Source organism: Chelativorans petroleitrophicus (assembly GCF_025398195.1).
Taxonomy (GTDB): Bacteria; Pseudomonadota; Alphaproteobacteria; order Rhizobiales; family Rhizobiaceae; genus Chelativorans; species Chelativorans petroleitrophicus.
The window spans coordinates 163,882-186,489 of the sequence record NZ_JAODNV010000008.1 but is presented as its reverse complement, the minus strand read 5'-3'; the positions used below and the strand labels follow the sequence as shown (position 1 = coordinate 186,489).

Annotated in this window: 20 protein-coding genes; 12 read left to right on the top strand and 8 right to left on the bottom strand. The window is 62.6% G+C overall.

What is annotated here, in order from left to right; translation table 11 throughout:
- The first annotated feature begins 35 nt into the window (after positions 1 to 35).
- The 5 genes from NYR54_RS08300 to NYR54_RS08280 all read left to right on the top strand — a co-directional run bounded on the left by NYR54_RS08300 (position 36) and on the right by NYR54_RS08280 (position 6,506).
- Complete coding sequence (locus NYR54_RS08300; protein WP_261515149.1) at positions 36 to 1,229, top strand: glycosyltransferase family 4 protein; 1,194 nt, start codon at positions 36 to 38, stop codon at positions 1,227 to 1,229.
- 26 nt (positions 1,230 to 1,255) lie between these two features.
- A complete protein-coding gene (locus NYR54_RS08295; protein ID WP_261515218.1) occupies positions 1,256 to 2,611 on the top strand; it encodes a glutamate-1-semialdehyde 2,1-aminomutase in 1,356 nt (451 codons plus the stop codon).
- A complete protein-coding gene (locus tag NYR54_RS08290; protein WP_261515148.1) occupies positions 2,608 to 3,945 on the top strand; it encodes a glycoside hydrolase family 140 protein in 1,338 nt (445 codons plus the stop codon). The genes NYR54_RS08295 and NYR54_RS08290 overlap by 4 nt, the downstream gene beginning before the upstream one ends.
- A 146-nt stretch (positions 3,946 to 4,091) precedes the next feature.
- Positions 4,092 to 5,156 (top strand): NAD-dependent epimerase/dehydratase family protein, encoded by a 1,065-nt coding sequence (locus tag NYR54_RS08285; RefSeq protein WP_261515147.1) that lies wholly within the window; start codon positions 4,092 to 4,094, stop codon positions 5,154 to 5,156.
- A gap of 3 nt (positions 5,157 to 5,159) precedes the next feature.
- Positions 5,160 to 6,506: a DUF4910 domain-containing protein gene (locus NYR54_RS08280; protein WP_261515146.1), complete on the top strand. Its 1,347-nt coding sequence runs from the start codon at positions 5,160 to 5,162 to the stop codon at positions 6,504 to 6,506.
- Here NYR54_RS08280 and rfbC read toward each other — a convergent pair.
- Positions 6,499 to 7,041, bottom strand: coding sequence for a dTDP-4-dehydrorhamnose 3,5-epimerase (rfbC, locus tag NYR54_RS08275; RefSeq protein ID WP_261515145.1), 543 nt, complete (start codon positions 7,039 to 7,041; stop codon positions 6,499 to 6,501). The genes NYR54_RS08280 and rfbC overlap by 8 nt on opposite strands.
- Before the next feature lie 313 nt (positions 7,042 to 7,354).
- On the opposite strand from rfbC, the gene NYR54_RS08270 reads away from it, so the two are divergent.
- Genes NYR54_RS08270 through NYR54_RS08260 form a run of 3 tightly spaced genes read left to right on the top strand, consistent with a single transcriptional unit; the run spans position 7,355 to position 10,117 of the window.
- A complete protein-coding gene (locus tag NYR54_RS08270) occupies positions 7,355 to 8,650 on the top strand; it encodes a class I SAM-dependent methyltransferase (protein ID WP_261515144.1) in 1,296 nt (431 codons plus the stop codon).
- On the top strand, positions 8,647 to 9,459 hold the full coding sequence (locus tag NYR54_RS08265) for a glucose-1-phosphate cytidylyltransferase (RefSeq protein ID WP_261515143.1): 813 nt from the start codon (positions 8,647 to 8,649) through the stop codon (positions 9,457 to 9,459). Before NYR54_RS08270 ends, NYR54_RS08265 begins: the two co-directional genes overlap by 4 nt.
- A gap of 1 nt (position 9,460) precedes the next feature.
- Positions 9,461 to 10,117, top strand: a complete 657-nt coding sequence (locus NYR54_RS08260) for a PIG-L deacetylase family protein (protein WP_261515142.1) — start codon at positions 9,461 to 9,463, stop codon at positions 10,115 to 10,117.
- 27 nt (positions 10,118 to 10,144) lie between these two features.
- On the opposite strand, the gene NYR54_RS08255 is transcribed toward NYR54_RS08260, so the two are convergent.
- From NYR54_RS08255 to NYR54_RS08230, 6 genes are all read right to left on the bottom strand, one after another.
- Positions 10,145 to 11,041, bottom strand: a complete 897-nt coding sequence (locus NYR54_RS08255; RefSeq protein WP_261515141.1) for a sugar phosphate isomerase/epimerase family protein — start codon at positions 11,039 to 11,041, stop codon at positions 10,145 to 10,147.
- A 140-nt stretch (positions 11,042 to 11,181) separates the two neighbouring features.
- Positions 11,182 to 12,120, bottom strand: a complete 939-nt coding sequence (locus tag NYR54_RS08250; RefSeq protein ID WP_261515140.1) for an ABC transporter substrate-binding protein — start codon at positions 12,118 to 12,120, stop codon at positions 11,182 to 11,184.
- A gap of 76 nt (positions 12,121 to 12,196) precedes the next feature.
- Positions 12,197 to 13,180, bottom strand: a complete 984-nt coding sequence (locus NYR54_RS08245; RefSeq protein WP_261515139.1) for an ABC transporter permease subunit — start codon at positions 13,178 to 13,180, stop codon at positions 12,197 to 12,199.
- Positions 13,181 to 13,214: 34 nt separating this feature from the next.
- Positions 13,215 to 14,780 carry a sugar ABC transporter ATP-binding protein gene (locus tag NYR54_RS08240; RefSeq protein ID WP_261515138.1) on the bottom strand — a complete coding sequence of 522 codons (1,566 nt, stop codon included), beginning with the start codon at positions 14,778 to 14,780 and terminating at the stop codon, positions 13,215 to 13,217.
- 22 nt (positions 14,781 to 14,802) lie between these two features.
- Complete coding sequence (locus NYR54_RS08235; protein ID WP_261515137.1) at positions 14,803 to 16,188, bottom strand: FGGY-family carbohydrate kinase; 1,386 nt, start codon at positions 16,186 to 16,188, stop codon at positions 14,803 to 14,805.
- On the bottom strand, positions 16,188 to 16,970 hold the full coding sequence (locus NYR54_RS08230; RefSeq protein ID WP_261515136.1) for a DeoR/GlpR family DNA-binding transcription regulator: 783 nt from the start codon (positions 16,968 to 16,970) through the stop codon (positions 16,188 to 16,190). Before NYR54_RS08230 ends, NYR54_RS08235 begins: the two co-directional genes overlap by 1 nt.
- Before the next feature lie 174 nt (positions 16,971 to 17,144).
- Between NYR54_RS08230 and NYR54_RS08225 the strand changes: the two genes are divergently transcribed.
- Genes NYR54_RS08225 through NYR54_RS08215 form a run of 3 tightly spaced genes read left to right on the top strand, consistent with a single transcriptional unit; the run spans position 17,145 to position 20,307 of the window.
- Entirely contained in the window at positions 17,145 to 18,200 is a 1,056-nt protein-coding gene (locus NYR54_RS08225) for a class II aldolase/adducin family protein (RefSeq protein WP_261515135.1), read from the top strand.
- Complete coding sequence (locus NYR54_RS08220; RefSeq protein ID WP_261515134.1) at positions 18,200 to 19,468, top strand: FGGY-family carbohydrate kinase; 1,269 nt, start codon at positions 18,200 to 18,202, stop codon at positions 19,466 to 19,468. Before NYR54_RS08225 ends, NYR54_RS08220 begins: the two co-directional genes overlap by 1 nt.
- Positions 19,465 to 20,307, top strand: coding sequence for a TIGR01459 family HAD-type hydrolase (locus NYR54_RS08215; protein ID WP_261515133.1), 843 nt, complete (start codon positions 19,465 to 19,467; stop codon positions 20,305 to 20,307). The genes NYR54_RS08220 and NYR54_RS08215 overlap by 4 nt, the downstream gene beginning before the upstream one ends.
- Before the next feature lie 22 nt (positions 20,308 to 20,329).
- Here the strand turns inward: NYR54_RS08215 and NYR54_RS08210 are convergent, their stop codons facing one another.
- Positions 20,330 to 20,764: an OsmC family protein gene (locus NYR54_RS08210; protein WP_261515132.1), complete on the bottom strand. Its 435-nt coding sequence runs from the start codon at positions 20,762 to 20,764 to the stop codon at positions 20,330 to 20,332.
- A gap of 309 nt (positions 20,765 to 21,073) precedes the next feature.
- On the opposite strand from NYR54_RS08210, the gene NYR54_RS08205 reads away from it, so the two are divergent.
- The gene (locus NYR54_RS08205) at positions 21,074 to 22,579 is read left to right on the top strand and encodes an ABC transporter substrate-binding protein (protein ID WP_423738594.1); all 1,506 of its coding nucleotides are present in this window, start codon (positions 21,074 to 21,076) and stop codon (positions 22,577 to 22,579) included.
- The last annotated feature ends 29 nt before the right edge of the window (positions 22,580 to 22,608 follow it).

Below are 22,608 nucleotides of genomic sequence, written 5' to 3'. Positions count from 1 at the left end.
AATGGGCTTTGCGGCCGGGCCTGGGAGGGCCTTCGTTGAAGCTCGCCTATTTCGTTAAGCCTCATATCGGCGGCACCTATACGCTGTTCCGGCATTTGCGCACGGGACTGGCGGGTTATGGGATCGATGTGCGCTGGATGAGCTGTGAGAGCACCGCCGAAGGCGCCGGGATACGGCATCATGACGACGAGGCGGGCTGCATGGTCACGACGCCTGCGCGTCTCTCCGAGCCGGAGCGGGCTGCCGCATTGATCAGGGAACTGCAGCGCGGACGTTATGATGGAGTTTTCGTCAATGTGCTGACGGACCGTCTGCAGATGAACGTCGCCCGCTACCTGCCGGAGGCGATGCTGCGCATCATGATCGTGCACAACATCACGCCTGGCACCTATGCCGCGGCGCGATCGCTGCGCGACAGCGTGCACGCGACAGTGGGGGTGTCGGAGCGCTGCCGCCGCGATCTCGTGCACAGCCACGGCTTCCCGCCGGAGCACACGGTGGCCATCCCGAACGCGGTGGACACATCGGTGATCTCTGTCGTAGGGCGCAAGCCGCGCCCGGAAGGCAGAACGCGCCTCATCTTTCTCGGTCGTATCGAGGACGCCTCCAAGGGGGTCTTCTGGCTGCCGACGATTATGGACCGGCTGCCGCAGGCGGTTTCCCTCACCGTCGCCGGAGATGGCCCCGACCTGCCGCGCCTGACGCGCCGGCTGGAACGGCATGCCGGCCGCGTGCGCATTCTGGGCGCCGTCGCGCCGGAGTTTATTCCGAAGCTGCTTGCCTCGCATGATGTGATGGTCGTCCCCTCGCGCTTCGAGGGCTTCGGCTTCACCATCATCGAGGCCATGGCGGCCGGGTGCGTACCCGTTGCGTCTCACATTTCCGGCGTGACGGACACGATCATCGAAGAGGACATTTCCGGACTGCTCTTTCCCGTGGGCGACTGGGGCGAAGCGGCAGACCGCATCGCAAGGCTGCACGAAAGCCCGGCTTTCCTTGACGAACTTTCAGCAGGGGCGCGGCGCCGCGCACAATCGGGCTTCGGCTTGGAAGCAATGGCGGAAGCCTATTTCGCGCTCATCGAAAAGCTCGTCCGCGAGCGCCCTCCGCTGCCGCCGCCTCCCCCGATCGAGGCGTGGAAGATGCCGAGCGGTCTGCGGACGAGCCTCAGGACCTATCTGCCGCTGCCAATCAAGAATTTCCTTCGCGTCGTGATGGAGCGGCTCTGAATCGCAGTGGAAGGATGACACCCGTGATGCGCCTATGCGAGACATTCGATCGATCGAACCGGCTGCGCGAGCGCGCGCACGCCATCATCCCCGGCGGCGCCCATACTTACGCCAAGGGGGATGATCAGTATCCGATTCTCTCTCCCGGTTTCATCGCCCGCGGGCAGGGCGCGCATGTGTGGGACGTGGATGGAAACGAATTTATCGAATACGGCATGGGCAACCGCGCCGTTGGGCTGGGTCATGCCTACCCGCCTGTTCTGGAGGCGGTGCAACGCGCTCTGACGCTCGGCTGCAACTTTACGCGGCCGCACTATCTGGAAGTAGAATGCGCCGAGCGGTTTCTGGAGATCATAACGGGCGCGGAGATGGTCAAGTTCTGCAAGGACGGCTCCGACGCCACATCCGGCGCGGTGCGCCTTGCACGGGCCTACACCGGTCGTGACATGATCGCCTGCTGCGCGGACCACCCATTCTTTTCCACGGATGACTGGTTCATCGGCACGACGCCCATGAATTCCGGCATCCCAAAGCAGGTGAGGGAGCTCACTGCCACCTTCCGCTATGGCGATCTGGAAGACGTGCGCCGCCTTTTCGACCGCTATCCCGACCGGATTGCGGCGCTGATCCTGGAGCCTTCGCGCGGGGACGATCCTCCGGCAGGCTATTTTCAGGACCTGAGGGAGATCTGCCACCGCAACGGCGCGCTCCTGATCCTTGACGAGATGATCACCGGCTTCCGCTGGCATCTGAACGGGGCTCAGGCGCTTTACGAGGCCGATCCCGATCTTTCCTGTTTCGGCAAGGCGCTCGCCAACGGCTTTTCGCTTTCCGCGCTGGCCGGCAAGCGGGAGATCATGCGGCTCGGCGGGCTGCAGCACAATGACAGGCCGCGGGTCTTTCTCCTTTCAACGACCCATGGCGCGGAAACCCATGCGCTTGCGGCGGGCATCGCGACGATGGAGACTTATGAGCGCGAGCCGGTCGTCCAGCATCTCTACCGGCAGGGTCGCTTGCTGCGCGAGGGCATCGAAGCCGCGATCCGGGAGGCAGGTGTCGAGGGCTATTTCAAGGTCACCGGTCGGGATTGCTGCCTTGCGTATGCCACCCTCGATCAGGCGTTCCAGCCCTCGCAGGCCTTCCGCAGCCTTTTCCTGCAGGAGACCATCCGGCGCGGCGTGCTCGCTCCCTCGCTGGTGGTGAGCTACGCCCATGGCCCGCTGGAGATGGAACGTACGGTGGAGGCCGTGCGCGAGGTGTTTCAAATCTACGCGCGGGCGCTCGAGGATGGCGTGGAGCGCTATCTGGTCGGCCGGCCTTCCCAGATCGTCTACCGGCGCTTCAATCAGGAAGTGCCCGAGGCCAGAATGGCGCGGGGATGATGCGGCGTGCATTGCCGATCCTCCTCTTGGCGTCGGCCGTTCTTGCTCTGACACCGAGGACGGCTGATCTGTTTCCAGCTGCCCGCTTCCCGCTGCAGATAGATGGATCGGGCCGCTATCTGGAAGATGCTGAAGGAAAGCCCTTCCTCCTCCATGGGGATACCGCGTGGTCGCTCATCGCAGAGCTGACGCGGGAGGAAACGGAGCTCTACCTTCAGGACCGCAAGGCCCGAGGGTTCAACGCGCTCATCGTGTCCCTCATAGAGCGCAAATTCGCCTCCAACGCCCCCGCCAATGCTTATGGCGAGCAGCCCTTTGCGGCCCATGGTCGTTTCTCGCAGCCGCGGGACGCCTATTTCGACCATGCTGAATGGGTGCTGAGACGGGCGGAGGAGTTCGGTTTCATCGTGCTGCTTGCACCCGCCTATCTGGGCTTTGGCGGGGGCGAGGAAGGCTGGTACCGTGAAGTGGAGGCGGCCGGTCCGACGGAACTCGAAGCCTATGGCCGCTATCTGGCCCGGCGTTTCGGCAGGCTCAAGAACATCATCTGGATGCTTGGGGGCGATTACGACCCGCCCGACAAGAACCTCGTGCGCGCTCTGGTTTCAGGGCTCGCGGCCGGCGGTGCGGGCGGACTGCGCACGATCCATGCTGCCCCGGACACGATCGTGGCCGCGTTTTGGGCGGAAGAGCCATGGATCGATATCGAGACCGTTTACACCTACAGCGATGTTCACGCCCAGGTGTTCGAACGGTATGCCGCAAAAGGTGGGCGGCCGATCCTTATGCTTGAGACCACCTATGAAGGCGAGCGCGAGGCAGACGCGCGGGCCGTCCGCGCCGCCGCCTATGGCGCCATGCTTGCCGGTGCGGCAGGGCATGTCTACGGCAACAATCCTATGTGGCACTTCAGCGGGCCCGGAATCTATCCGAGTGAAATCGGCTGGAAGGAAGCCTTGGGAAGCCCGGGGGCCGAGAGCATGACCCATCTGCGGCGCTTTTTCGAGATGTTCCCATGGTGGCAGCTTGAGCCTCTGCCGGTAGGAACGCTGCTGGAAGCGCCGGGGACGACCGGCAAGCTTTACGTGGCCTCCACCGCCGACCACCGCCTTATAATCGCTTACGTTTCGGGCCTTGCGCAGGTTATCCTTCATCCGCCCGAGGCCGGAGGACACCGGCTCAACATACGCTGGTTCGATCCCGCCCTGGGCCAGTGGACCCAGAAAAGAAACCTCGAAAACGGCCGGCCGATGGTCATCCTGCAGCCGCCCTCGCCGCAGAATGGAGGGGGCGGGGAAGACTGGCTGCTCGTCATGGAGGCGGAAGAAGGATAGCTTTCCCAGCGAATGTTCGTTGCGACGTTTTCCGCCGAAAGAGGTAGGCCCGCAGCAGCACACCTAATCCGAGTTCCCCAAAGGTCGCCGTCGCCCGCGCGCAGCACGCTTGATAGCTTCGAGAAAATAAGAAGGGAGCGACGATCATGAAGGTTCTGGTGACGGGGCATTGCGGATACATCGGCTCGGTGATGGTGCCCATGCTCTTGCAGCATGGCTTTGACGTAACTGGATATGACAGCGACCTTTATCGCCGCTGCACCTATGAGCCGGGCGGAATGCTCGCGGACGTGCCGTCCATCGATAAGGACATCCGCGATGTCGAGCCCGCTGACCTCGAAGGGTTCGATGCGGTAATTCATCTCGCCGCGCTTTCCAACGATCCGCTTGGCAATCTCGATCCGGAAGTCACCTACGACATCAACCATCGCGGCAGCGTGCGGGTCGCGCGTGCTGCCAAGAAGGCGGGCGTCAGCCGCTTTCTCTTCGCCTCGTCCTGCAGCAACTACGGCCAGTCAGGCGCGGATCTGATCGACGAGACGGGCGCCTTGCGGCCCGTCACCCCCTATGGCTGGTCCAAGGTGCTGGCCGAACGCGATATAGCGGAGCTTGCCGACGACAGCTTCTGCCCTGTCTATTTCCGGCCGGCCACCGCCTATGGCCTCTCGCCGCGCCTGCGCTTCGACATCGTGCTCAACAATCTCGTTGCCTGGGCGGTGACCGAGGGGCGCATCTTCCTGAAATCCGACGGGACGCCCTGGCGGCCGATCGTGCATGTGCGGGACATCGTGCGCGCCTTCATCGCGGGGCTTACGGCACCGCGCAAAAAGGTGTGGAACCAGGCGTTCAATGTCGGCTCAACGGCGCACAACTACCGCATCCGGGAAATCGCTGAGATTGTGGCCGATGTGGTGCCGGGATGCAGGTTGGAATTTGCGGCTGATGCGGGGCCCGATACGCGATCCTACCGGGTGAGCTTCGAAAAGCTTGCGCGGGTTCTGCCTGAAGCCGTACCGCAGTGGAATGCAAGATCGGGCGCCGAACAGCTCTATCACGCCTATACGAGCTCCAATCTGACGTCCGCCGAGTTCGAAGGTCCGCGCTATCAGCGCATCGCGCATATCCGCCAGCTTCTCCTTGAGCGGACGCTCGATCATGATCTGCGGTTGAGGCGGGCGGAAGCGCGCGAGCCCCTGTCACTTGCCGGTTGAGGCATGGAATACGGGCAAACAGCTCTACCGTCCCACACCGGTTCCGTGGGGCAGGAGATTTACGCGCTCGCGAGCGAAATTTTCCCTCTCTGCCGCAGCATTACAGGGCAGGGGGTGCGCGATACGCTCGACATCCTTGCCTGCTACATACCGCTGGAGCGCCGGTCCGTCCGGACGGACGAGCGTCTGTTCGACTGGACGGTACCGAAGGAATGGGTGATCCGTGATGCCTTCATCAAGGATGAGGCAGGCCGCCGGATTGTCGATTTCCATGCCTGCAACTTGCACGTGGTGAGCTACAGCACCCCCGTCCACCGCCGCATGCCGCTCGAGGAGTTGAGGCGGCACATCCATACGCTCCCCGATCAGCCGCATCTCATCCCCTATCGCACCTCCTATTACGCGGAGAGCTGGGGTTTTTGCATGGCCCACGAACAGCTGGAGGCTCTATCGCCTGGCATCTACGAGGTGCGCATCGATTCGGAGCTGAAAGATGGCAGGCTCGACTATGGCGAGCTTGTCGTTCCGGGCACGAGCGGACGCGAATTTCTCCTGTCTGCGCATGTCTGCCATCCGTCGCTCGCCAATGACAACTGCTCCGGCCTTGCGCTGCTTGCCATTCTCGCGCGGCAACTCCGAGGCATGGACACCCGTTACACCTATCGCTTCATCTTCGCTCCTGGAACCATCGGAGCGCTGGCCTGGCTCGCGCAGAACGAACAGCGCCTTCACCTCATCGACATGGGATTGGTGATCTCATGCGTGGGCGACGCGGGCGGACCCACCTACAAGCGCAGCCGCAGGGGCAATACCTTCATCGACCGCGCGGTCGAGCATGTGCTGAAGCACTGCGGCAGGAAGGCCGAGATCAGGGATTTCTCACCCTACGGCTATGACGAACGGCAATATTGCTCGCCCGGCTTCAACCTGCCGGTAGGGCTGTTCCAGCACAGCCCCTTCGGCGAGTTTCCGGAATATCACACCTCGGCGGACAATCTGGACTTCATCGCGCCTGAGCATCTTGAGCGCGCCTATCGAACGCTCGCCGAGGTGATCCGCGTTGCCGAAGGCAACTGGACGCCGCTCAACCTCAGCCCTAAGGGGGAGCCGCAGCTCGGCCGGCGCGGGCTTTACGGTTCGACTGGCGGCGACAAGGCCGCCGCAGATGGGGCGATGGCGATGCTATGGGTCCTCAATCTCGCTGATGGAACCCATACGCTGCTAGACATTGCCGAGCGCGCTGGTCTTCCCTTCGCGCGGATCGCGGAAGCGGCTGGGCGCCTTAAGGAAAAGGGCCTTCTCGCCGAAGCCGCCCCGCCGACCTCTTCGTCCTGGCAAGAGGCTATATGAGCCCTTCGGGCTCCAGATAGGGCCAGGCAAGATCGCGCTCGGAAATGACCGCGGGCTGGCAAGGCCATTCGATGGCAAGCACGGGATCGTCATATCGCAGGCCGCGCGCGGCAGACGGTTCGTAGAATTCCGAGATCAGGTAATTGACGATGACATTGTCGCTGAGCGTGATGAAGCCATGCGCGAAGCCTTTCGGGATATAGAGCCTGCGCCCGTTGCGGGCGGAAAGCTCGACCGCGGTCCACCGCATGCGGGTGGGTGATCCGGGCCGCATGTCCACGATCACGTCGAATATCGCTCCCTGCCCGCAGGAAACGATTTTCACCTCGCCATGAGGCTCCTCCTGAAAATGCAACCCTCGGAGCGTACGCGCGCGGCGCGAAAGGGAGGTGCTGTGCTGCACGAAACGGGTTTCAAGCCCGAGGTCCGCAAATTCCCGGACGCAGAAGGTGCGGGCGAACCAGCCCCGCTCATCCTCCGCCGGTACGGGATCGACAATCCAGGCACCCTTAAGCTGCATCTGTTCAAATCGCATTGGCGTTTCCGTCCCCATGAGCGGAAGCCAAGTCTTCCTCGCGCGGCAGATGACGCAAAGCCATTCTTAATGGGTAGGAAGGCCTTCCGAAGGGCGTAGACCGGGGGCGGCCGCCTACTCCTTAGAATGGCGGCCCATCAGCACGGATTGAACCGATTGCCGTCTCGGCAGACGCGGCGCCTGCCTCTAACGTCTGTTGCACGAGGCATCGGGACTTCGATGCCTCTTGCGGGGGGGTGCCGCACAGCCAGCGTCCAACTTCTGACCGAAGCCCCCGGCCCACCCCGACGACCTGGTACAGGAGCAGGACAAGATGAACGTCGAGCCGCTGAATTTCGCGAGGAGGAGACAGTCGCGGCGGCTCGCCGGCTCATGCCGGCTGTGCGGCGCCAACCTGGTCCACACATTCGTGGACCTCGGCATGTCTCCCCCCTGCGAGGATTTCCGCCTGGAGGAACAGCTCGATGGTGTGGAGCACTATTATCCGCTCCACGTCCTCGTCTGCGACCAGTGCTTTCTCGTCCAGCTTAAGGAATATGTGCCGCCTGAGGATATCTTCACCGAGTACGCCTATTTCTCCTCCTACTCCTCCAGCTGGGTCGCCCACGCCAAGGCCTATTGCGAGATGATCACCAAGCGCCTTGGCTTGGGATCCAACAGCCTGGTGGTGGAACTCGCGAGCAACGACGGCTATCTGCTCCAGCATTTCGGGCCGCTGGGCGTGCCGGTTCTCGGCATCGAGCCCGCCGCCAATGTCGCGGCCACGGCCATCGAAAAGGGTATACCCACGCGCATCGAATTCTTCGGCGTCGAGGCGGCGCATCGCCTGCTGGCGGAGGGCATTCAGGCCGACCTCATCGTCGGCAACAATGTTCTCGCGCAGGTGCCCGACCTCAACGACTTCGTGGCCGGGATCAAGCTCCTGCTCAAGCCGGATGGCGTCGTGACGCTGGAGTTTCCGCATCTCGAACGCCTCATCGCGGAAAACCAGTTCGACACGATCTATCACGAGCATTTCTCCTATTTCTCTCTGCTGACTGTCACCGAGATGGCGCGGCGGCATGGGCTCCGCGTCATCGATGTGGAGGAATTGCCCACCCACGGGGGCTCGCTGCGGGTCTATCTGGGCCATGAGGATGGGCCTCATCCCGTGTCGGCGGTCGTCGGCGCACTGCTGGAACGCGAGCGGAAGCGGGGCTTCGACCATATCAGCGGCTATGAAGGATTCGCTGCCAGAGCAGAACGCACCAAGCGCGACCTGCTTTCCTTCCTGATCTCTGTGAAGAACGAGGGCGCCCGCATTTGCGGCTACGGCGCGCCCGGCAAGGGAAACACGCTGCTCAACTATTGCGGCATCGGAACGGACTTCCTCGACTTCACCGTGGACCGCAATCCCTACAAGCACGGGCGCTACACCCCGGGCATGCACATTCCCATTCTTCCGGTCGAAGCGCTCGATGAAGCGCGGCCCGATTACATCCTCATCCTGCCTTGGAACCTGAAAGACGAGATCGTGCGCCAGATGCAGCACGTGGGCGGTTGGGGGGCAAAGTTCATCGTTCCCATTCCCTCTGTCACGGTCATCGATCCGCGTGAGAGGTTGCCATGAAAGTGGTTCTGTTTTGCGGGGGGCTCGGCACGCGCATCCGGGAATATTCGGAAAGCGTCCCGAAGCCCATGATACCGCTTGGCCACCGGCCCATACTGCATCACGTGATGCAGTATTATGCCGATTACGGCCATGACGATTTCATTCTCTGCCTTGGCTACAAGGCGAACGTCATCAAGGATTTCTTCCTGAACTTCCGTCCGCAAACCTTCGGCGACTGCGTGATCTCGGACGGTGGACGGAACGTGCAGGTCCTCGGCGAAATGAACCGGGACTGGCGCGTCACGCTCATCGACACCGGCATCTGGAGGAACATCGGCCAGCGCCTGTGGGCCGTGCGCGATCACCTGCGCGGGGAAAAGATGTTCCTCGCCAATTACAGCGATGGGCTCACCGACGTGGACCTGGACGACATGCTGGCGCGTTTCGAGGCGAGCGACAAGATCGGCTGCTTCCTGGCCGTGCGCCCGCCGCTCACCTATCACCTCGCCGACATCGCGGAGGATGGGCGGGTGCGGGAATTCCGCAGCTCGTCGCGGTCGGACATCTGGATCAATGGCGGCTACTTCATCTTCCGGTCGGAGATCTTCGACTACATGCGCGAAGGCGAGGAGCTTGTGCTGGAGCCGTTCGACCGGCTGATCGCCGAAGACAAGCTGATGGCCTACAAGCACGAAGGCTTCTGGCGGTCGATGGATACGCTCAGGGACTGGCAGGCCCTCGAGGATATCGTCGAGAAGGGCGAGATGCCGTGGAAGGTGCGGCGCAAGGCGCAGGCCGCGGATGCCCCGTTGAAGACGGCGCTGTGATATGGAAGGGCTTGTGCTGAGGCGTGAGCCGCTGCGCCTTCTCTGCATCGGGGCCCATTCCGACGATATCGAGATCGGTCTCGGCGGCACGATCCTTCAGCTTATCGAATCCGGCACGAAACTCTCCGTCCACTGGTGCGTGGCGAGTGCCCGGGGGCAAAGGTCCGGCGAGGCGGAAGCTTCCGCCCGCGCCTTTCTGCAGGGCGTGCCGGACAGGCGGATCGAGCTTGCCAATTTCGACGACAGCTACTTTCCGGCCCAAAGCCGCGCGATCAAGGAATGGCTCGCCCGCATCCGCAGCGAATGCACGCCGGACATCGTCTTTACCCATTCGCGGGATGACGCCCATCAGGACCACCGTCAGCTTTGCGAGCTGACGTGGAACCTGTTCCGCGACCATCTCATCCTTGAATACGAGATCCCCAAGTGGGACGGCGATCTGGGGCGGCCGAATCTCTACATGCCGTTATCAGGGAAGACGCTGGAGCGCAAGATCGCGCTGCTCATGGAGCATTTCGCCACGCAGCGCTCCAAGGACTGGTTCGATGCCGAGACGTTTACCGGCATTGCCCGCCTGCGCGGCATGGAATGCCGCGCGCCCGAGCACTTCGCGGAGGCCTTTACCATGCGAAAGGGCACGCTGGTCCTCGCGCCCTGACACCCCCCTCGCCGCGCGGTGACGGCCTCAGGAAGGCCGCTGCTCTTGCCTAACAAGCTCTGCCTTGCGTCGCGCGGTTTCCATCCCGAGGGATATGAAGGTGCGCGCATGGCGGGCGAGGTCCACATTGTCGGTCCAGAGATTGCGCCAGATGGCCGTCTTCAGCGACAGGTCCCTGTCCACGATCTCCGAGGAGAAGGATTCGAAGGTGATGTAGTCGTTATAGCCGATGGCCACGAGCGCATCGAACACGGCGGCGAAATCGATGCTGCCCGTACCGAGATAGCCGCGGTGGCTCTCGCCGATATGAACGTAGCCCACCTTGTCGGCCGCATTGCGCAGGGCCAGCCCGAGGTCCGCCTCCTCGATATTCATGTGGAACGTATCGAGGTGGAGGAACACGTTCGAGGCGCCCGTATCCCTGATATAGGCGATGCCTTGGGCGGCGGTATTGAGCAGGTTGCTCTCGAAGCGGTTGACGATCTCGAGGTTGAGCGTGACGCCCGCTTCCTTCGCCCGCTCGGCCACTTTGGAGAGATTGGCCACACTCCGGTCCCAGGCCTCGCGCGTGGGGGCCTGGGGCGAATAGCCATGCGCGGAGCTCAAGATGCCGCCCAGCTTGGTGCCGCCCAGATCGCGGGTGAGCGCCACCGCACGGTCGAGAATTGCAACACCATTCTTCGCGATCTCGGCATCGGCGCTGGAAATGTCGCCGTCCTGCGGCAATCCCATGCTGATGGCGACAGCAAGCCCGAGTTCTTCCAGACGGCGCGCCAGCCAGGGGATATCGACCACCTTCGGATCGAGATAGGAAAGCTCGATCAGATCGAAACCCGCTTCCTTGGTCCGGATCAGCGCGGTCTCGATTTCATTCCGGGAGGAGCCGGCGCTCCAGACGAATGAATGAATGCCGAGTTTGGACATGGGATGACCCTTCTGCGCGCTCCAGAACTTCCGTCCGGAATTGCTTGAGAAACAACGTGGATCGCTTCCCCGTCACGTGGACGCCAGCGATCCAGGAATGCGCAGCCGGAAAGATCCGGCTGCGCATTTTCGGTGCTGGCTTAGCGAGCCGCTGTCCAGCCCTTGTACTCGTTCACGTTCTCGGCCGTAATCAGCTGCGGATCGAGAAGCACGGTGTCCTGCTCGGGCTTCTCGCCCTGCAGCACCTTGTAGCCAAGCTCCAGCGCCTGACCGGCCATCACGTAGGGGTCCTGCGAGGCCGAAGCCTTGATAATCGAGGTGCCGGTCTTCAGCGCCTGCTCGATATCCGGCGCACCGTCCACGGCGGTGATGAAGAAGTCCGTACGGTTGAGCTGACGGGCCGCAAGCTCCGCGCCGATCGCCGTCGGGTCGTTGATGGCGAAGACCGCGTCGACATCGTCAAAGCGGGTCAGAAGGCCCTGCATCACATCCAGCCCGCCCTCGCGTGAAGCCTGACCGTTCTGGTCGTCTGAAAGGATGTTGATGCCGGGGTGCTGCTCGAACACGCTCTTGCAGCCCTTCACGCGGTCGATGATGGAGGAGGACTGCGGGCCGTTGATGATGATGACGTTGCCTTCGCCGTTCAGCTCATCGACGATGTACTGGCAGGCGATCTCGCCCGCCTTCACGTTGTTGGTCATCACCGTCACGTCCGCGCCGGGTGCCGAAACGTCGAAGGCGGCCACGACGATGCCGGCGTCCTGGGCCTTCTTGACCGCCGGGGCGATCGCGCTCGCATCCACCGCGTTGAGCATGATGATATCGACGCCCGCGGCGATAAAGCTGTCGATCTGCGAGACCTGCTTGTTCAGGTCATAGTCCGCCGAGACCGAGGTGATCTTCACGTCCGGATTGATCTCCTTGGCGCGATCCTCGATGCCCTTGATCGTCGCCACAAAGAACGGATTGCCCAGCAGGCCCACCGAGATGCCGATGCTGTTGAGATCCTTCGCCATGGCCGAGCCGGCCATCATGGATGCCAGAGCGGCACCGCAAAGCAGGTTCTTGACGATACGCATGAACGTAACCTCCTCTTTCTCTTGAGTGCGCCTCAGGCGCTGTTGGACCGGTTGGAAACCGGTTTTGGACCATCAATCACGTTCGGCTGACCCCCTGGAGCCGGTAGCGGTCCAGAGCAACGGCCGCGATGATGACCAATCCCTTGATGATGTACTGCCAGATGTCCGAGACCCCCACGAGGATCAGCCCGTTGGACAGGACGGCGATGATGAGCGCGCCGATCAGCGTGCCCCAGATGGAGCCGACGCCGCCCACGAAACTCGTCCCGCCGAGGATGACGGCCGCGATGGCGTCGAGTTCATAGGCCTGACCGAGCTGCAGGCCGTTGGCCGCGAAGAGACGCGCCGCGGACATCGCGCCGCCAAGGCCTGAAAGAAGGCCGGACATGGAATAGACGAAGAGCAGGACGAGCGGCACCTTGATGCCCGTCAGCCGCGCCGCCTCCATATTGCCGCCAACAGCATAGATCCAGGTGCCGAGAACGGTGCGCCGCAGGATGAACCAGGACACGAGTACCACGGATATGGAGATGATCGCGAGCCAGGGCACGCCGAACAGCGTGCCGTTGCCGATGAAGGCGAAGGGCAGGGATGGATTGAAGACCGTCGTGTCGTCCCCCAGAAGTCGCGCAAGGCCGCGTACGGCGGTGAGTGAGCCCAGAGTTACGATAAAGGGCGGCAGCTTAAGATAGGCGATGAGCGCGCCATTAGCGAAGCCGCAGGCAAGCCCCATCGCCAGCGCGGCAAGAATGCCCAGCATTCCCCAGTCGGGAATGAGCGAAACGATGACCGCTATCATCGCTGACGCCGCCAGGATCGAGCCGACCGAAAGATCGATGCCGCCCGTGAGGATCACGAAGGTCATGCCGGCGGCAAGCACGATGTTGATGGCCGCCTGCTGCATGACGATCGAAAGATTGTTGAAGGTGAGAAACCGGCCCGAAAGCAGCTCGAAGCCGAGCACCAGCAGCACGAGCACGGGCAGCATGCCAAGGGCTGTGATCAGCACTCGCAGCCGGAGCTGGCGGTCTCTCTGGGTCTGGGCAACAGCATCAGTCATCGCGGATACTCGATCCATCGCTTGAGTTTCATGATCACGCCGCCGGCATGTGTTGCTGAACCGTCGTGGCGCCGGTGGAGAGCGCCATCACAGCTTCCTGGTCGATCGGCTCCTTCGCGCTGGCCGTCACCTCGCCGGCGATCCTGCCCTCGCGCATCACGAGCGTCCGGTCGGCCACGCCGACAATCTCCGGAAGCTCGCTGGAGATGATGATGATCGCGATGCCGCTGCGGGCAAGCTCGTCGATCAGCCGGTAGATTTCGGATTTCGCGCCCACATCCACGCCGCGCGTGGGTTCGTCGAGAATGATGACCTTAGGCTTCGTCTCCAGAAGGCGCGCAAGCAGCACCTTCTGCTGGTTGCCCCCCGATAGCGCGCCTGCCGTCATGGACGCGCTCTGCGCCCTGATGGAAAGCGTCTCGATCGCCTTCGCCGCGCGGCGCGCCACCGCCTTGAAATCGATCAGCCCGCCTGTCCTGGCGTCCTTTTCAAGCACGCTGATGTTCACGTTCTCGGCAATGGACATGTCGAGGAAAAGGCCCAGAACCTTGCGGTCTTCCGTGAGATAGGCCACGCCCTGATCGAGTGCCTCGCGTGGGGAGTTGATGGAAAGTTCCCTGCCGTTCAGCGTGATGGTTCCCGATGTCCGCCGGTCGGCACCATAGATGAGGCGAGCCAGCTCCGTCCGGCCGGAGCCGACAAGCCCGGCAATGCCCAGAACCTCGCCGCGGTAGACATCGAAGGAGCAGTCGTGAACGCGCTTTCCGTCGCCCAGATTGCGCACGGAAAGAATGACCTCGCCGCCCTGTTTCGGCGTGTAGTGCTCCTTCCGGTAGAAGGAGGAGAGATCACGCCCCACCATCATGGAGACAAGACGCGCAGCCGAAAGCTCCTTGCGCTCCAGCGTGCCTACATAGGCGCCGTCGCGCAGCACGCTGCATCGGTCGGCCAGGCGATAAATCTCTTCCATACGGTGGCTGATGTAGATGATCGCGATGCCTTCCTTCTTGAGATTGTAGATGACCTCGAAGAGCTTCTCCGTCTCCCGCGTCGTCAGCGACGTCGTCGGCTCGTCCATGACGATGATACGGGCGTCGGCGCCAAGCGCGCGTGCGATCTCGACAAGCTGCCGCTCGCCGAGCGAAAGCATGCCGACCTGCGTCGTCGGCGAAAAATGTACGCCTAGCCGTTCGAGGATGGGCGCAGCCGCCTTCACCATCGCGCGCCGGTCCACAAGGCCGTAGCGGGATGGCTCGTTGCCGAGGAAGATGTTCTGCGCGACGGTCAGGTTGGGCGACAGCGAGAGTTCCTGATAGATGACGGCGATCCCCTTTGCTCTCGCCAGCTTGGGGTTGCCGGTCGGCATCGGTTCTCCGCCGACGATGATTTCTCCGCCCGGATCGGCAGTGTAAGCGCCGGACAGCACCTTCATCAGAGTGGATTTGCCAGCGCCGTTCTCGCCCATCAGCGCGTGCAGCTCGCCCGGATAGACGGTGAAGGAGACATTCCTCAGCGCGTTGATGGCGCCGAAGGTCTTGCTGATGTTGCGCATCTCCAGCACTGGAGCAGCCGTGCTGGCGGGAGCGTCAACCGGCGTCATCGCCCATTTCCTTTCCGGATCGTCATTGGCCGCTCCCCGCCCGGCGCCGCCTTTCCTCGACGCGTTCGCGCCAGAGATCGCGGTATTCCGCAAGGCCGCGGAGCGTGGCCGGCTGAACCTCGCTGCATTCCACGGGCCGAGGCCTCACGCCATGCGCCTCGAAGGCGAGAGTTGCCGCGCCGACCGCCGAGCCTTCAGGGTTGTCGCTGGACAGCACCCTTTGCGAGGGACGCAGCTCAGCCAGAACTTCCGCATAGGCGTCTGTCTTCACCAATCCCCCGTCCACGATGAGGGTGTTGCTGGAACCGATGAGATCGAGGGAGTAATCGGTCATTAGGGCGACATAGAGAAGCGCGAGAGCGGAGCGCTCCGCATCCGAGCCTACCGGCCCGGCGATCTCTCCTTTCGTCTCCTGTGCGGGGCCGCCGGCGGCGAAACTCGGAAGCGCGAAAAGCCTTTTATCGATCACGGCCTGCATGTCCGCCCGATTTACCTTGGGAGGCGCATCTTGCCGGATCGTGTCGAACTCCCGGCCGCCCATGAACCGGATCGTGGGCACGGGAACGCCATCCACGCTCACATTGGCAAGCATGTCGCGCTCTTCATCGAGCATGGAAAGCGGACAGTCCGTGTTGAAAATGATGACCCAGGTACCGCTGGAGATGAGCGTGAAGGAATCGTGTCCAGCGGCACGGTAGCAGTAGAGAGAAGAATTGGAGTCATGCACGCCGTTGTGAACGGCGACTGAACGCGTCTCGCCCGACGGGGGCGTTATATCGACAGTACCGAGAACTGCTCCCGCCCGCGCAAAGGGCGGCATCTTTTCCCGCCAGCCGCGCTTGTCGACGAGCGATGAGAAATCATTCTTCAGTGGCGCCCACAGATGCGAGTGGCAGCCAAGATAGGAAAGCTCCGATACAGGCACCCCGGAGAAGCGCCAGCTCCAGAACTGGGGATATCCCAGAATGTGCCGGGCTTGCCCTAAGGCAGCCGGCGCGGCCCGCTCCAGCCAGAGCATGTGCCGGCCCATATTGAGGCCGAGCGGCAGGCGCGGCGAGTAGGTCTCGGAAAATTGCGGAAGAAGAGCGTCGATCTCCGGGGCCACGGAAGCAGGCACTTCCTGTTCGTAGTCGAGGATGGGATGCGTAAGCGATCCATCCGCAACGAGCGCGAAGGTGCAGCCGTGACCGGAAAACATCACGCCTTCGATGCCATGCTCCGCCACGGCCTTTGTCAGCGCCGCGCGCATCCAAGCTTCAAGCCGTACATCGTCGAGAACGCGGATGCCGTTGTGCTCTCTCCATTCCGGAGCCTGCCTCTGCTCGGCCAATATTTCGCCCTCGGGAGAGAAAACGAACATCTTGGAATTCGTCTTGCCCAGGTCGAAGACTGCAAGCGGAGCGCCCATCATTCCTCCCCCGCCGTCTGGGCGATCATCAGCCGGATGCCGGCATTTTCAATCATCTGGGCATTCTTGTCAGAAATGCCTTCATCCGTCACCAGCGTGCTGATGCGCGAAAGCGGCAAGACGGCATGGCGCGGCTTGAGCGAGAACTTGCGGCTGTCGGCGAGAAGGACGATCTCGTCGGCACATTCGCTCAGTTCCCGGATGACCTTGACCAGAAGAGGGTGGGACTCCAAAGCGCCGTCGCTGCTGATGCCCTGAGTGCCCAGAAAGAACTTGGATGCGAAGAAGCTGGGCTGCGAGGGCGTGGCGGAATGGATGATGCCCGGCTCCCGGTGCAGCTCGCCCCCCGCGATAACAAGGTGGCACGTGCCGTGCTCGCCAAGATAGGAGGCCAGCGGCATGGAGTTCGTGTAAATCCTCAAGTTCCTCCGGGCCAACCGCACGCCCAGATAGTAACAGGTGGAGCCGGCATGGACGATGATGGAGTCGCCGTCGGTAACCAGCCTCTCGGCCACTTTCGCGATGGCCTGCTTGGCCTCGACGGCGATATCGCGGTTCTCGTTATAAGGGCGGGCGGAGGCACGCTCCGCGTAGGCATATCCGTCATTGGCCGAGATGCCGCCATAGACCTTACGAACGACGCCGATCTCATGCAGCTTGTCGATATCGCGGCGGACGGTCGCGGCCGAGACGCCGAGCAGCTTCTGGAGGTCGCGCACCGATGCGAACGGGCGCTCCTTCAGCAAGTCCCTTATGATCCTATGGCGATCAAGATCACTCACAGGACGTCTTCCTCCCCAGCATCTCTGCTCGTTTTGAGCGGATATAATCAGAAGCTCCGCCGTTTCGCAAGCAACTTTGCTCATCATTGACGAAACTCGTTCATCGTGTGATAGAACCATATCATCGATGCGGCGAATGCGCCGCACCCATCCAGTGCCTTAGCGGAGGACGCGGTGACCCAGGCTTCAGCGCTACCGGCGCTCAGGGAACTTTCTGCCAAGCTCGGAAAGGACATTACGCGCACCCAGGGGGCGGGCGGCAACACGTCCATCAAAGCCGAAGGCATCATGTGGGTGAAGGCATCTGGAACGTGGCTTGCCGAGGCCGAGGAACGGGAAATCTTCGTTCCCGTCGCGGTCGAACCGCTCGTGACTGCTCTGGAGGCGGGAGACGAGCGGGTGGACGCTGCGATCACGGATTTCGTGGTGGAAAGCCTCAACGAAAGCCGGCTGCGCCCCTCCATCGAGACGAGCGTGCACGCGGTCCTGCCGCAGGCTGTCGTCGCGCATTTCCACTGCGTAAACACTATCGCGCATGCGGTGCGCGCCGATGTCCATGCCGTGATTTCAGAGCGGATGAGGGCTCTTCCGCATCTCAAATGGCGCATCATCCCCTATCGCAGGCCTGGTGTGCCGCTTGCCCGTGAAATTGCGCGGGTGGCGAGCGAAAGGCCGGATGTCCTTATCCTCCGCAATCACGGCATCATCATCGCCGGGGAAACCGTGGAGGAGGTGACTGCTAAAATCGAGGCCGTCACGGCCGCGCTGAGAATCGAGCCGCGCAAGACGCCCCCCCCGGACCTTGCTTATCTTTCTTCAATTGCTGGCTCTGAATATCGCCTCCCTGAGGACGAAGCCGCCCATGCGGTCGCGCTCGATCCCGATGCCTGCCGAATCGCCCGCGCGGGCTCTCTCTATCCCGATCACGTGATCTTCCTTGGAACCGAGCTGGGTGTGCTTGAAGAGGGAGAGACAGCAGCAGCCTTGCAGCAAAATGAAGAGGCAGCGGGCGGAACGCTTCTCAGGCTCGTTCTCGTTCCGGGCCGCGGCGTGCTGATGGCAAGCGGGCTTTCCTCGGGCGGGCTTGTCATGGCGCGCTGTCTTGCCGAGGTGGCGCTGCGGATCGATCCCGCAGCGCCGGTCGAATATCTCGGAAGCGAGCAGGAATACGAGCTGACCCATTGGGAAGCCGAGAAATACCGGCAGAAGCTCGACCGCGCGGAACGTTGATGATGCCGGTCAGGCCGCAAAAACTCGCCCTGGGCATCGATGTCGGCACGTCCGGAGTGCGTGTAGCGGCGGTGGACAACGAGGGCCAGACCAGAGCTTTGTCCACGCATGCCTTTGCTGCGGGTGAGGAGAGAAGCAGCCCCGCCGCCTGGTGGCGCGGCGTGGAGGCCTGCTTCAAAGCGCTGGCCGGGCAGATCGACCTGCGCCACGTTGGCGCTGTAGCCGTGGACGGGACGTCGGGAACGGTGCTGGCGCTGGATGAGTCGCTTTCGCCGCTCGGCCGCGCGCTGATGTATGACGAGGCGTGCCCCGATCCGAAGATCGTGGCTTCGCTCGATTCCGTCGCGCCGGAAAACAGCCCCGCGCGCGGACTGTATTCCGCTCTGGCGCGGGCGGCATATCTCGCCCGTAAGCATGACGCTTTCCGCGTGGTGCACCAGGCGGACTGGATCGCGATGCAGCTGGGTGCACCGGTCACAAGCGACGAGAACAATGCCCTCAAAACAGGCTATGATCTCGACTCAAGAGAATGGCCGGCGTGGATTGCGGGACTTGACCTCGATCCGAAGGTTCTGCCTGAAGTGCTGCCTGCAGGCAGCGTGATCGGACCGGTTTGCGATAAGGCCGCGAGCCTCGGTCTTCCGCCTTCGGCGGTAATCGTCAGCGGCACGACGGATGGATGCGCGTCCTTCCTTGCCACGGGAGCGGGCGATGTGGGCGAGGGCGTTACGGCTCTCGGCTCCACGCTGGTTCTGAAGCTTCTTTCCGACCGCCGGATCGACGCACCTGCCTATGGCATCTACAGCCATCGCATCGCGGGCGTGTGGCTTGCCGGCGGCGCGTCGAACACGGGAGGCGCGGTCATTCGCCATTTCTTTACCGACGAGGATCTGCCGCAGCTTACTGCACGGCTAAACCCGGAACAGCCGACAAGGCTTGATTATTATCCGCTGCTCCGCCCCGGCGAGCGCTTTCCCGTCAACGATCCCGACCTGCAGCCCAAGCTGGAGCCGCGGCCTGCCGACGATGCCGTGTTCTTCCAGGCGCTGCTGGAAGGGATTGCAGCGGTGGAGGAGCAGGGCTACCGGCGGCTCAAGCAGCTGGGCGCTCCGGCATTGAAATCGGTCCGCAGCGTGGGCGGCGGCGCGGTGAATGCGGCATGGACGCGCATCCGCCAAAGGAAGCTCGGCGTTCCCTTTCTTCCCGCCGCTTCCACCGAGGCCGCGGTGGGCACCGCCCTGCTGGCGTGGAAAGCGGTTGCGAAATGACAGCGAATATGAATCCGCAGCTCGCGGACCTCATCGAGGCCTTCGATGTCTTCTTCCTCGACCAGTATGGCACCCTGCATGACGGTAGGATGCCATATCCCGGCGCGGTGGATGCGCTGCAGCGTATCCGATCCGCGGGCAGGCGGGTCGTCATCCTGTCGAACTCGGGCAAATCCGCCGCCGACAATGCCGCACGCTTCGTGCGGCTCGGCTTTCCCGAAACATCCTTCGACCATTTCGTGACATCCGGTGAAGTCGCCGTCGATCTCGTGCAGACGGGAAGGCTCGGCCTTTCGCTTTCACCGCGCACCCGCTGCTTCACCATATCCAGCGACACGGATACCAATCTGGCCGACAGGCTGGGGCTGACGGCGGCGGAGAAGGCGGAGGAGGCGGATCTGATCGTCATTTCCGGCAGTCAGGCAGATAAAGTGGGGATGGGAGCCTATGCGGATATGTTGCGCCACGCCGCGGCAGCCGGCGTACCGGCGATATGCACCAATCCCGATATCCAGATGCTGACGCCATCGGGACTTGCGCCGGCGGCAGGCAGCATTGCGAGGCTCTATGAATCCTTCGGCGGACGGGTTGCGTGGGTCGGCAAGCCGCACCCGGCCATGTATGACTATGCGTACCGGCTGTGCGGATCGCCGCCCAAGGAAAGAATCGTCGCCATCGGCGACAGCCTGGAGCATGACGTCGCGGGCGCCCATCGCTTCGGGATCGCTTCGGTGCTCGTGCGCTTGGGAGTCAGCGATAAGGTGAGCAGGGAGGCTCTTCAGGCTGCTGTGGATGAAGCGGGGCTGAAGCCGCTCGCCATCCTCGACCGGCTTTCATGAGATCGGGACCGCCTTAGGAAGGTCAGGCATCTTCCGGAATTTGAGGCACGTCGCGGATTTCCACGTCACTCGTCAGCGTATTGCCCACCGTGCAGATTCGGTGCGCCTCTTCGATCAGCTTGCTGCGCTCCTCATCGGAAAAGTCGCCTTCGATCACAAAGGCGCAATCGAAGCGGGCCACGCGTGAGGGTTGGTCCGGCGCCTTCTCGTGGCGCACGTCGACCTTCACCGAAACAAGCCTCTCCTGCCAGCCTAAGGTTCTTGCGGCAATCCGCACGCTGAGCACGAGGCATCCGGCAAGCGCGGCATCCATGAGTTCAAGCGGCGTCATGCCGCCTTCGCGCGCAACGCCCGCCAGATCGACGCTGGCTCCGGAGGATCGGGCGGTTGCATGTCCCTGCCCCTGTCCGGGCAGGAAGGCTTCGACCACATTGGACCTTTTGACGATATTGACCATCACCCGCTCGATCGCTGAATTGCTTGAATGGGGCGCAGATCCGCGCCGCCCGAAAGCGCAACATATGGAGCCGGAGCGGAAGCTGCAACGGGAGCGCGCCTGCGGCATGGCTGGGCGAAGCCGCTTGGGCCGCCACCCCCTAGAATAAATATCCAACAGACTGATGAAAAGCCCGCGTTACCTCGCGGAAAATTGGCCTCTTGCGGAACCAAATTGCCTCGCAGCCCGTAGCAGGAGCGGCTACATTCGCGCGCAAATATCCGGCGCTGGACATGTGGTGCCGGAGTTCAGGCATAAAGGAGAAGTGAGATGTCGCGAAGGCAGAGTTGGGCTGGCTGGGGTGCGGGTATCGCCACAGCCTTGATGCTGGTGCTCGGAGGAGCCGGCGCGCAGGCGCAGGACGCTGATCCGAGCGCCGTCATCCGCATCGGCTCGCTCTACGAGCCGCAGAATCTCGACAACACGGCCGGTGCCGGCCAGGGAATCACGGAGGCCTTCAACGGCAATGTCTATGAAGGCCTGTTCCAGCTCATGGACGACGGCTCGGTAGAGCCCAAGCTCGCAACCGACTATACGGTGAGCGATGACGGGCTGACCTACACCATCAAGCTTCAGCCGAACGTGACGTTCCACTCGGGCGATCCGCTGACCTCGGCCGATGTGAAGCACAGCATCGAGCGCGTGACGGCGGAGACCTCCAAGAGCTCACGCAAGAGCAGCCTGTCCACCATCGAGAGCATCGAGACGCCGGACGAGCAGACGGTGGTCATCCATCTCAAGGAGCGGTCGATCTCTCTGCCCTACAACCTCACTTATGTGTGGATCGTCAACGACGCCGCGGGTGACCTCACAACGAGCGCCGACGGCACCGGCCCCTACAAGCTCGATGCCTGGCGCCGCGGCTCCAGCATTAGCCTGGTGCCCTTCGAGAACTACTGGGGCGAAAAGCCGAAGAACGGTGGCGTGGTGTTCAACTACTTCACCGAGGCCACGGCGCTCAACAATGCCCTGCTGACCGGCGCGGTGGACATCATCACCAGCGTTCAGAGCCCGGATTCCCTTGCCCAGTTCAAGGACAATCCCGCATTTACCGTGTCGGAAGGCGCGTCTACGACCAAGGAAGTGCTGGCCTATAACGACCGCGTCGAACCCTTCAGCAACGTGAAGGTGCGCAAGGCGATCACCCGCGCGATCAACCGCGAGCAGCTGCTGAGGTCGATCTGGGGTGAATACGGGACGCTGATTGGCTCCTTCGTGCCGCCGACCGACCCTTGGTACATCGACCTCACCGGCGTTGATCCCTATGATCCGGAGAGCGCGAAGCAGCTTCTCTCCGAGGCGGGCTATGCCGATGGCTTCACCTTCACGCTGGATACGCCGAACTACGATCCGCATCCGATCGTCGCCCAGTTCGTGCAGAACGAGCTGGCCAAGGTCGGCATCAAGGTGAACATCAACATCATCACCGCCAACGAGTGGTACACGAAGATCTACCAGGCGCGCGATTTCGAGGCGACGCTGCAGGAGCATGTGAACCACCGCGACATCGTGTTTTACGGCAATCCCGATTTCTACTGGGGCTACAACAACCCTGAGGTCGTGGAGCTGATCGCGTCTGCGGAGGCGAGCGCTACCGAGGAAGAGCAGGTGGAAAAGCTGAAAGAGGCGAACCGCATCATCGCGGAGGAAGCCGCCAGCACCTGGCTTTATCTCTATCCGCAGATCGTGGTATCGAGCGCTTCGGTGAGCGGGTATCCGGTCAACGGGCTGAACTCGCAGTTCTTCGCATATGACATCGTGAAGCGCGCGCAGTAGCCGACGAAGGCGAGCCGCGGAAGGAGGGA

Coding starts and splice junctions, on each gene's coding strand:
- NYR54_RS08240 (WP_261515138.1), bottom strand. CDS start 14,780: ATGACGCCGGTTGACGCTCCCGCCAGCACGGCTGCTCCAGTGCTGGAG.
- NYR54_RS08235 (WP_261515137.1), bottom strand. CDS start 16,188: ATGGGCGCTCCGCTTGCAGTCTTCGACCTGGGCAAGACGAATTCCAAG.
- NYR54_RS08295 (WP_261515218.1), top strand. CDS start 1,256: ATGCGCCTATGCGAGACATTCGATCGATCGAACCGGCTGCGCGAGCGC.
- NYR54_RS08265 (WP_261515143.1), top strand. CDS start 8,647: ATGAAAGTGGTTCTGTTTTGCGGGGGGCTCGGCACGCGCATCCGGGAA.
- NYR54_RS08250 (WP_261515140.1), bottom strand. CDS start 12,120: ATGCGTATCGTCAAGAACCTGCTTTGCGGTGCCGCTCTGGCATCCATG.
- NYR54_RS08215 (WP_261515133.1), top strand. CDS start 19,465: ATGACAGCGAATATGAATCCGCAGCTCGCGGACCTCATCGAGGCCTTC.
- rfbC (WP_261515145.1), bottom strand. CDS start 7,041: ATGCGATTTGAACAGATGCAGCTTAAGGGTGCCTGGATTGTCGATCCC.
- NYR54_RS08210 (WP_261515132.1), bottom strand. CDS start 20,764: ATGGTCAATATCGTCAAAAGGTCCAATGTGGTCGAAGCCTTCCTGCCC.
- NYR54_RS08285 (WP_261515147.1), top strand. CDS start 4,092: ATGAAGGTTCTGGTGACGGGGCATTGCGGATACATCGGCTCGGTGATG.
- NYR54_RS08270 (WP_261515144.1), top strand. CDS start 7,355: ATGAACGTCGAGCCGCTGAATTTCGCGAGGAGGAGACAGTCGCGGCGG.
- NYR54_RS08245 (WP_261515139.1), bottom strand. CDS start 13,180: ATGACTGATGCTGTTGCCCAGACCCAGAGAGACCGCCAGCTCCGGCTG.
- NYR54_RS08205 (WP_423738594.1), top strand. CDS start 21,074: ATGTCGCGAAGGCAGAGTTGGGCTGGCTGGGGTGCGGGTATCGCCACA.
- NYR54_RS08280 (WP_261515146.1), top strand. CDS start 5,160: ATGGAATACGGGCAAACAGCTCTACCGTCCCACACCGGTTCCGTGGGG.
- NYR54_RS08220 (WP_261515134.1), top strand. CDS start 18,200: ATGATGCCGGTCAGGCCGCAAAAACTCGCCCTGGGCATCGATGTCGGC.
- NYR54_RS08260 (WP_261515142.1), top strand. CDS start 9,461: ATGGAAGGGCTTGTGCTGAGGCGTGAGCCGCTGCGCCTTCTCTGCATC.
- NYR54_RS08255 (WP_261515141.1), bottom strand. CDS start 11,041: ATGTCCAAACTCGGCATTCATTCATTCGTCTGGAGCGCCGGCTCCTCC.
- NYR54_RS08290 (WP_261515148.1), top strand. CDS start 2,608: ATGATGCGGCGTGCATTGCCGATCCTCCTCTTGGCGTCGGCCGTTCTT.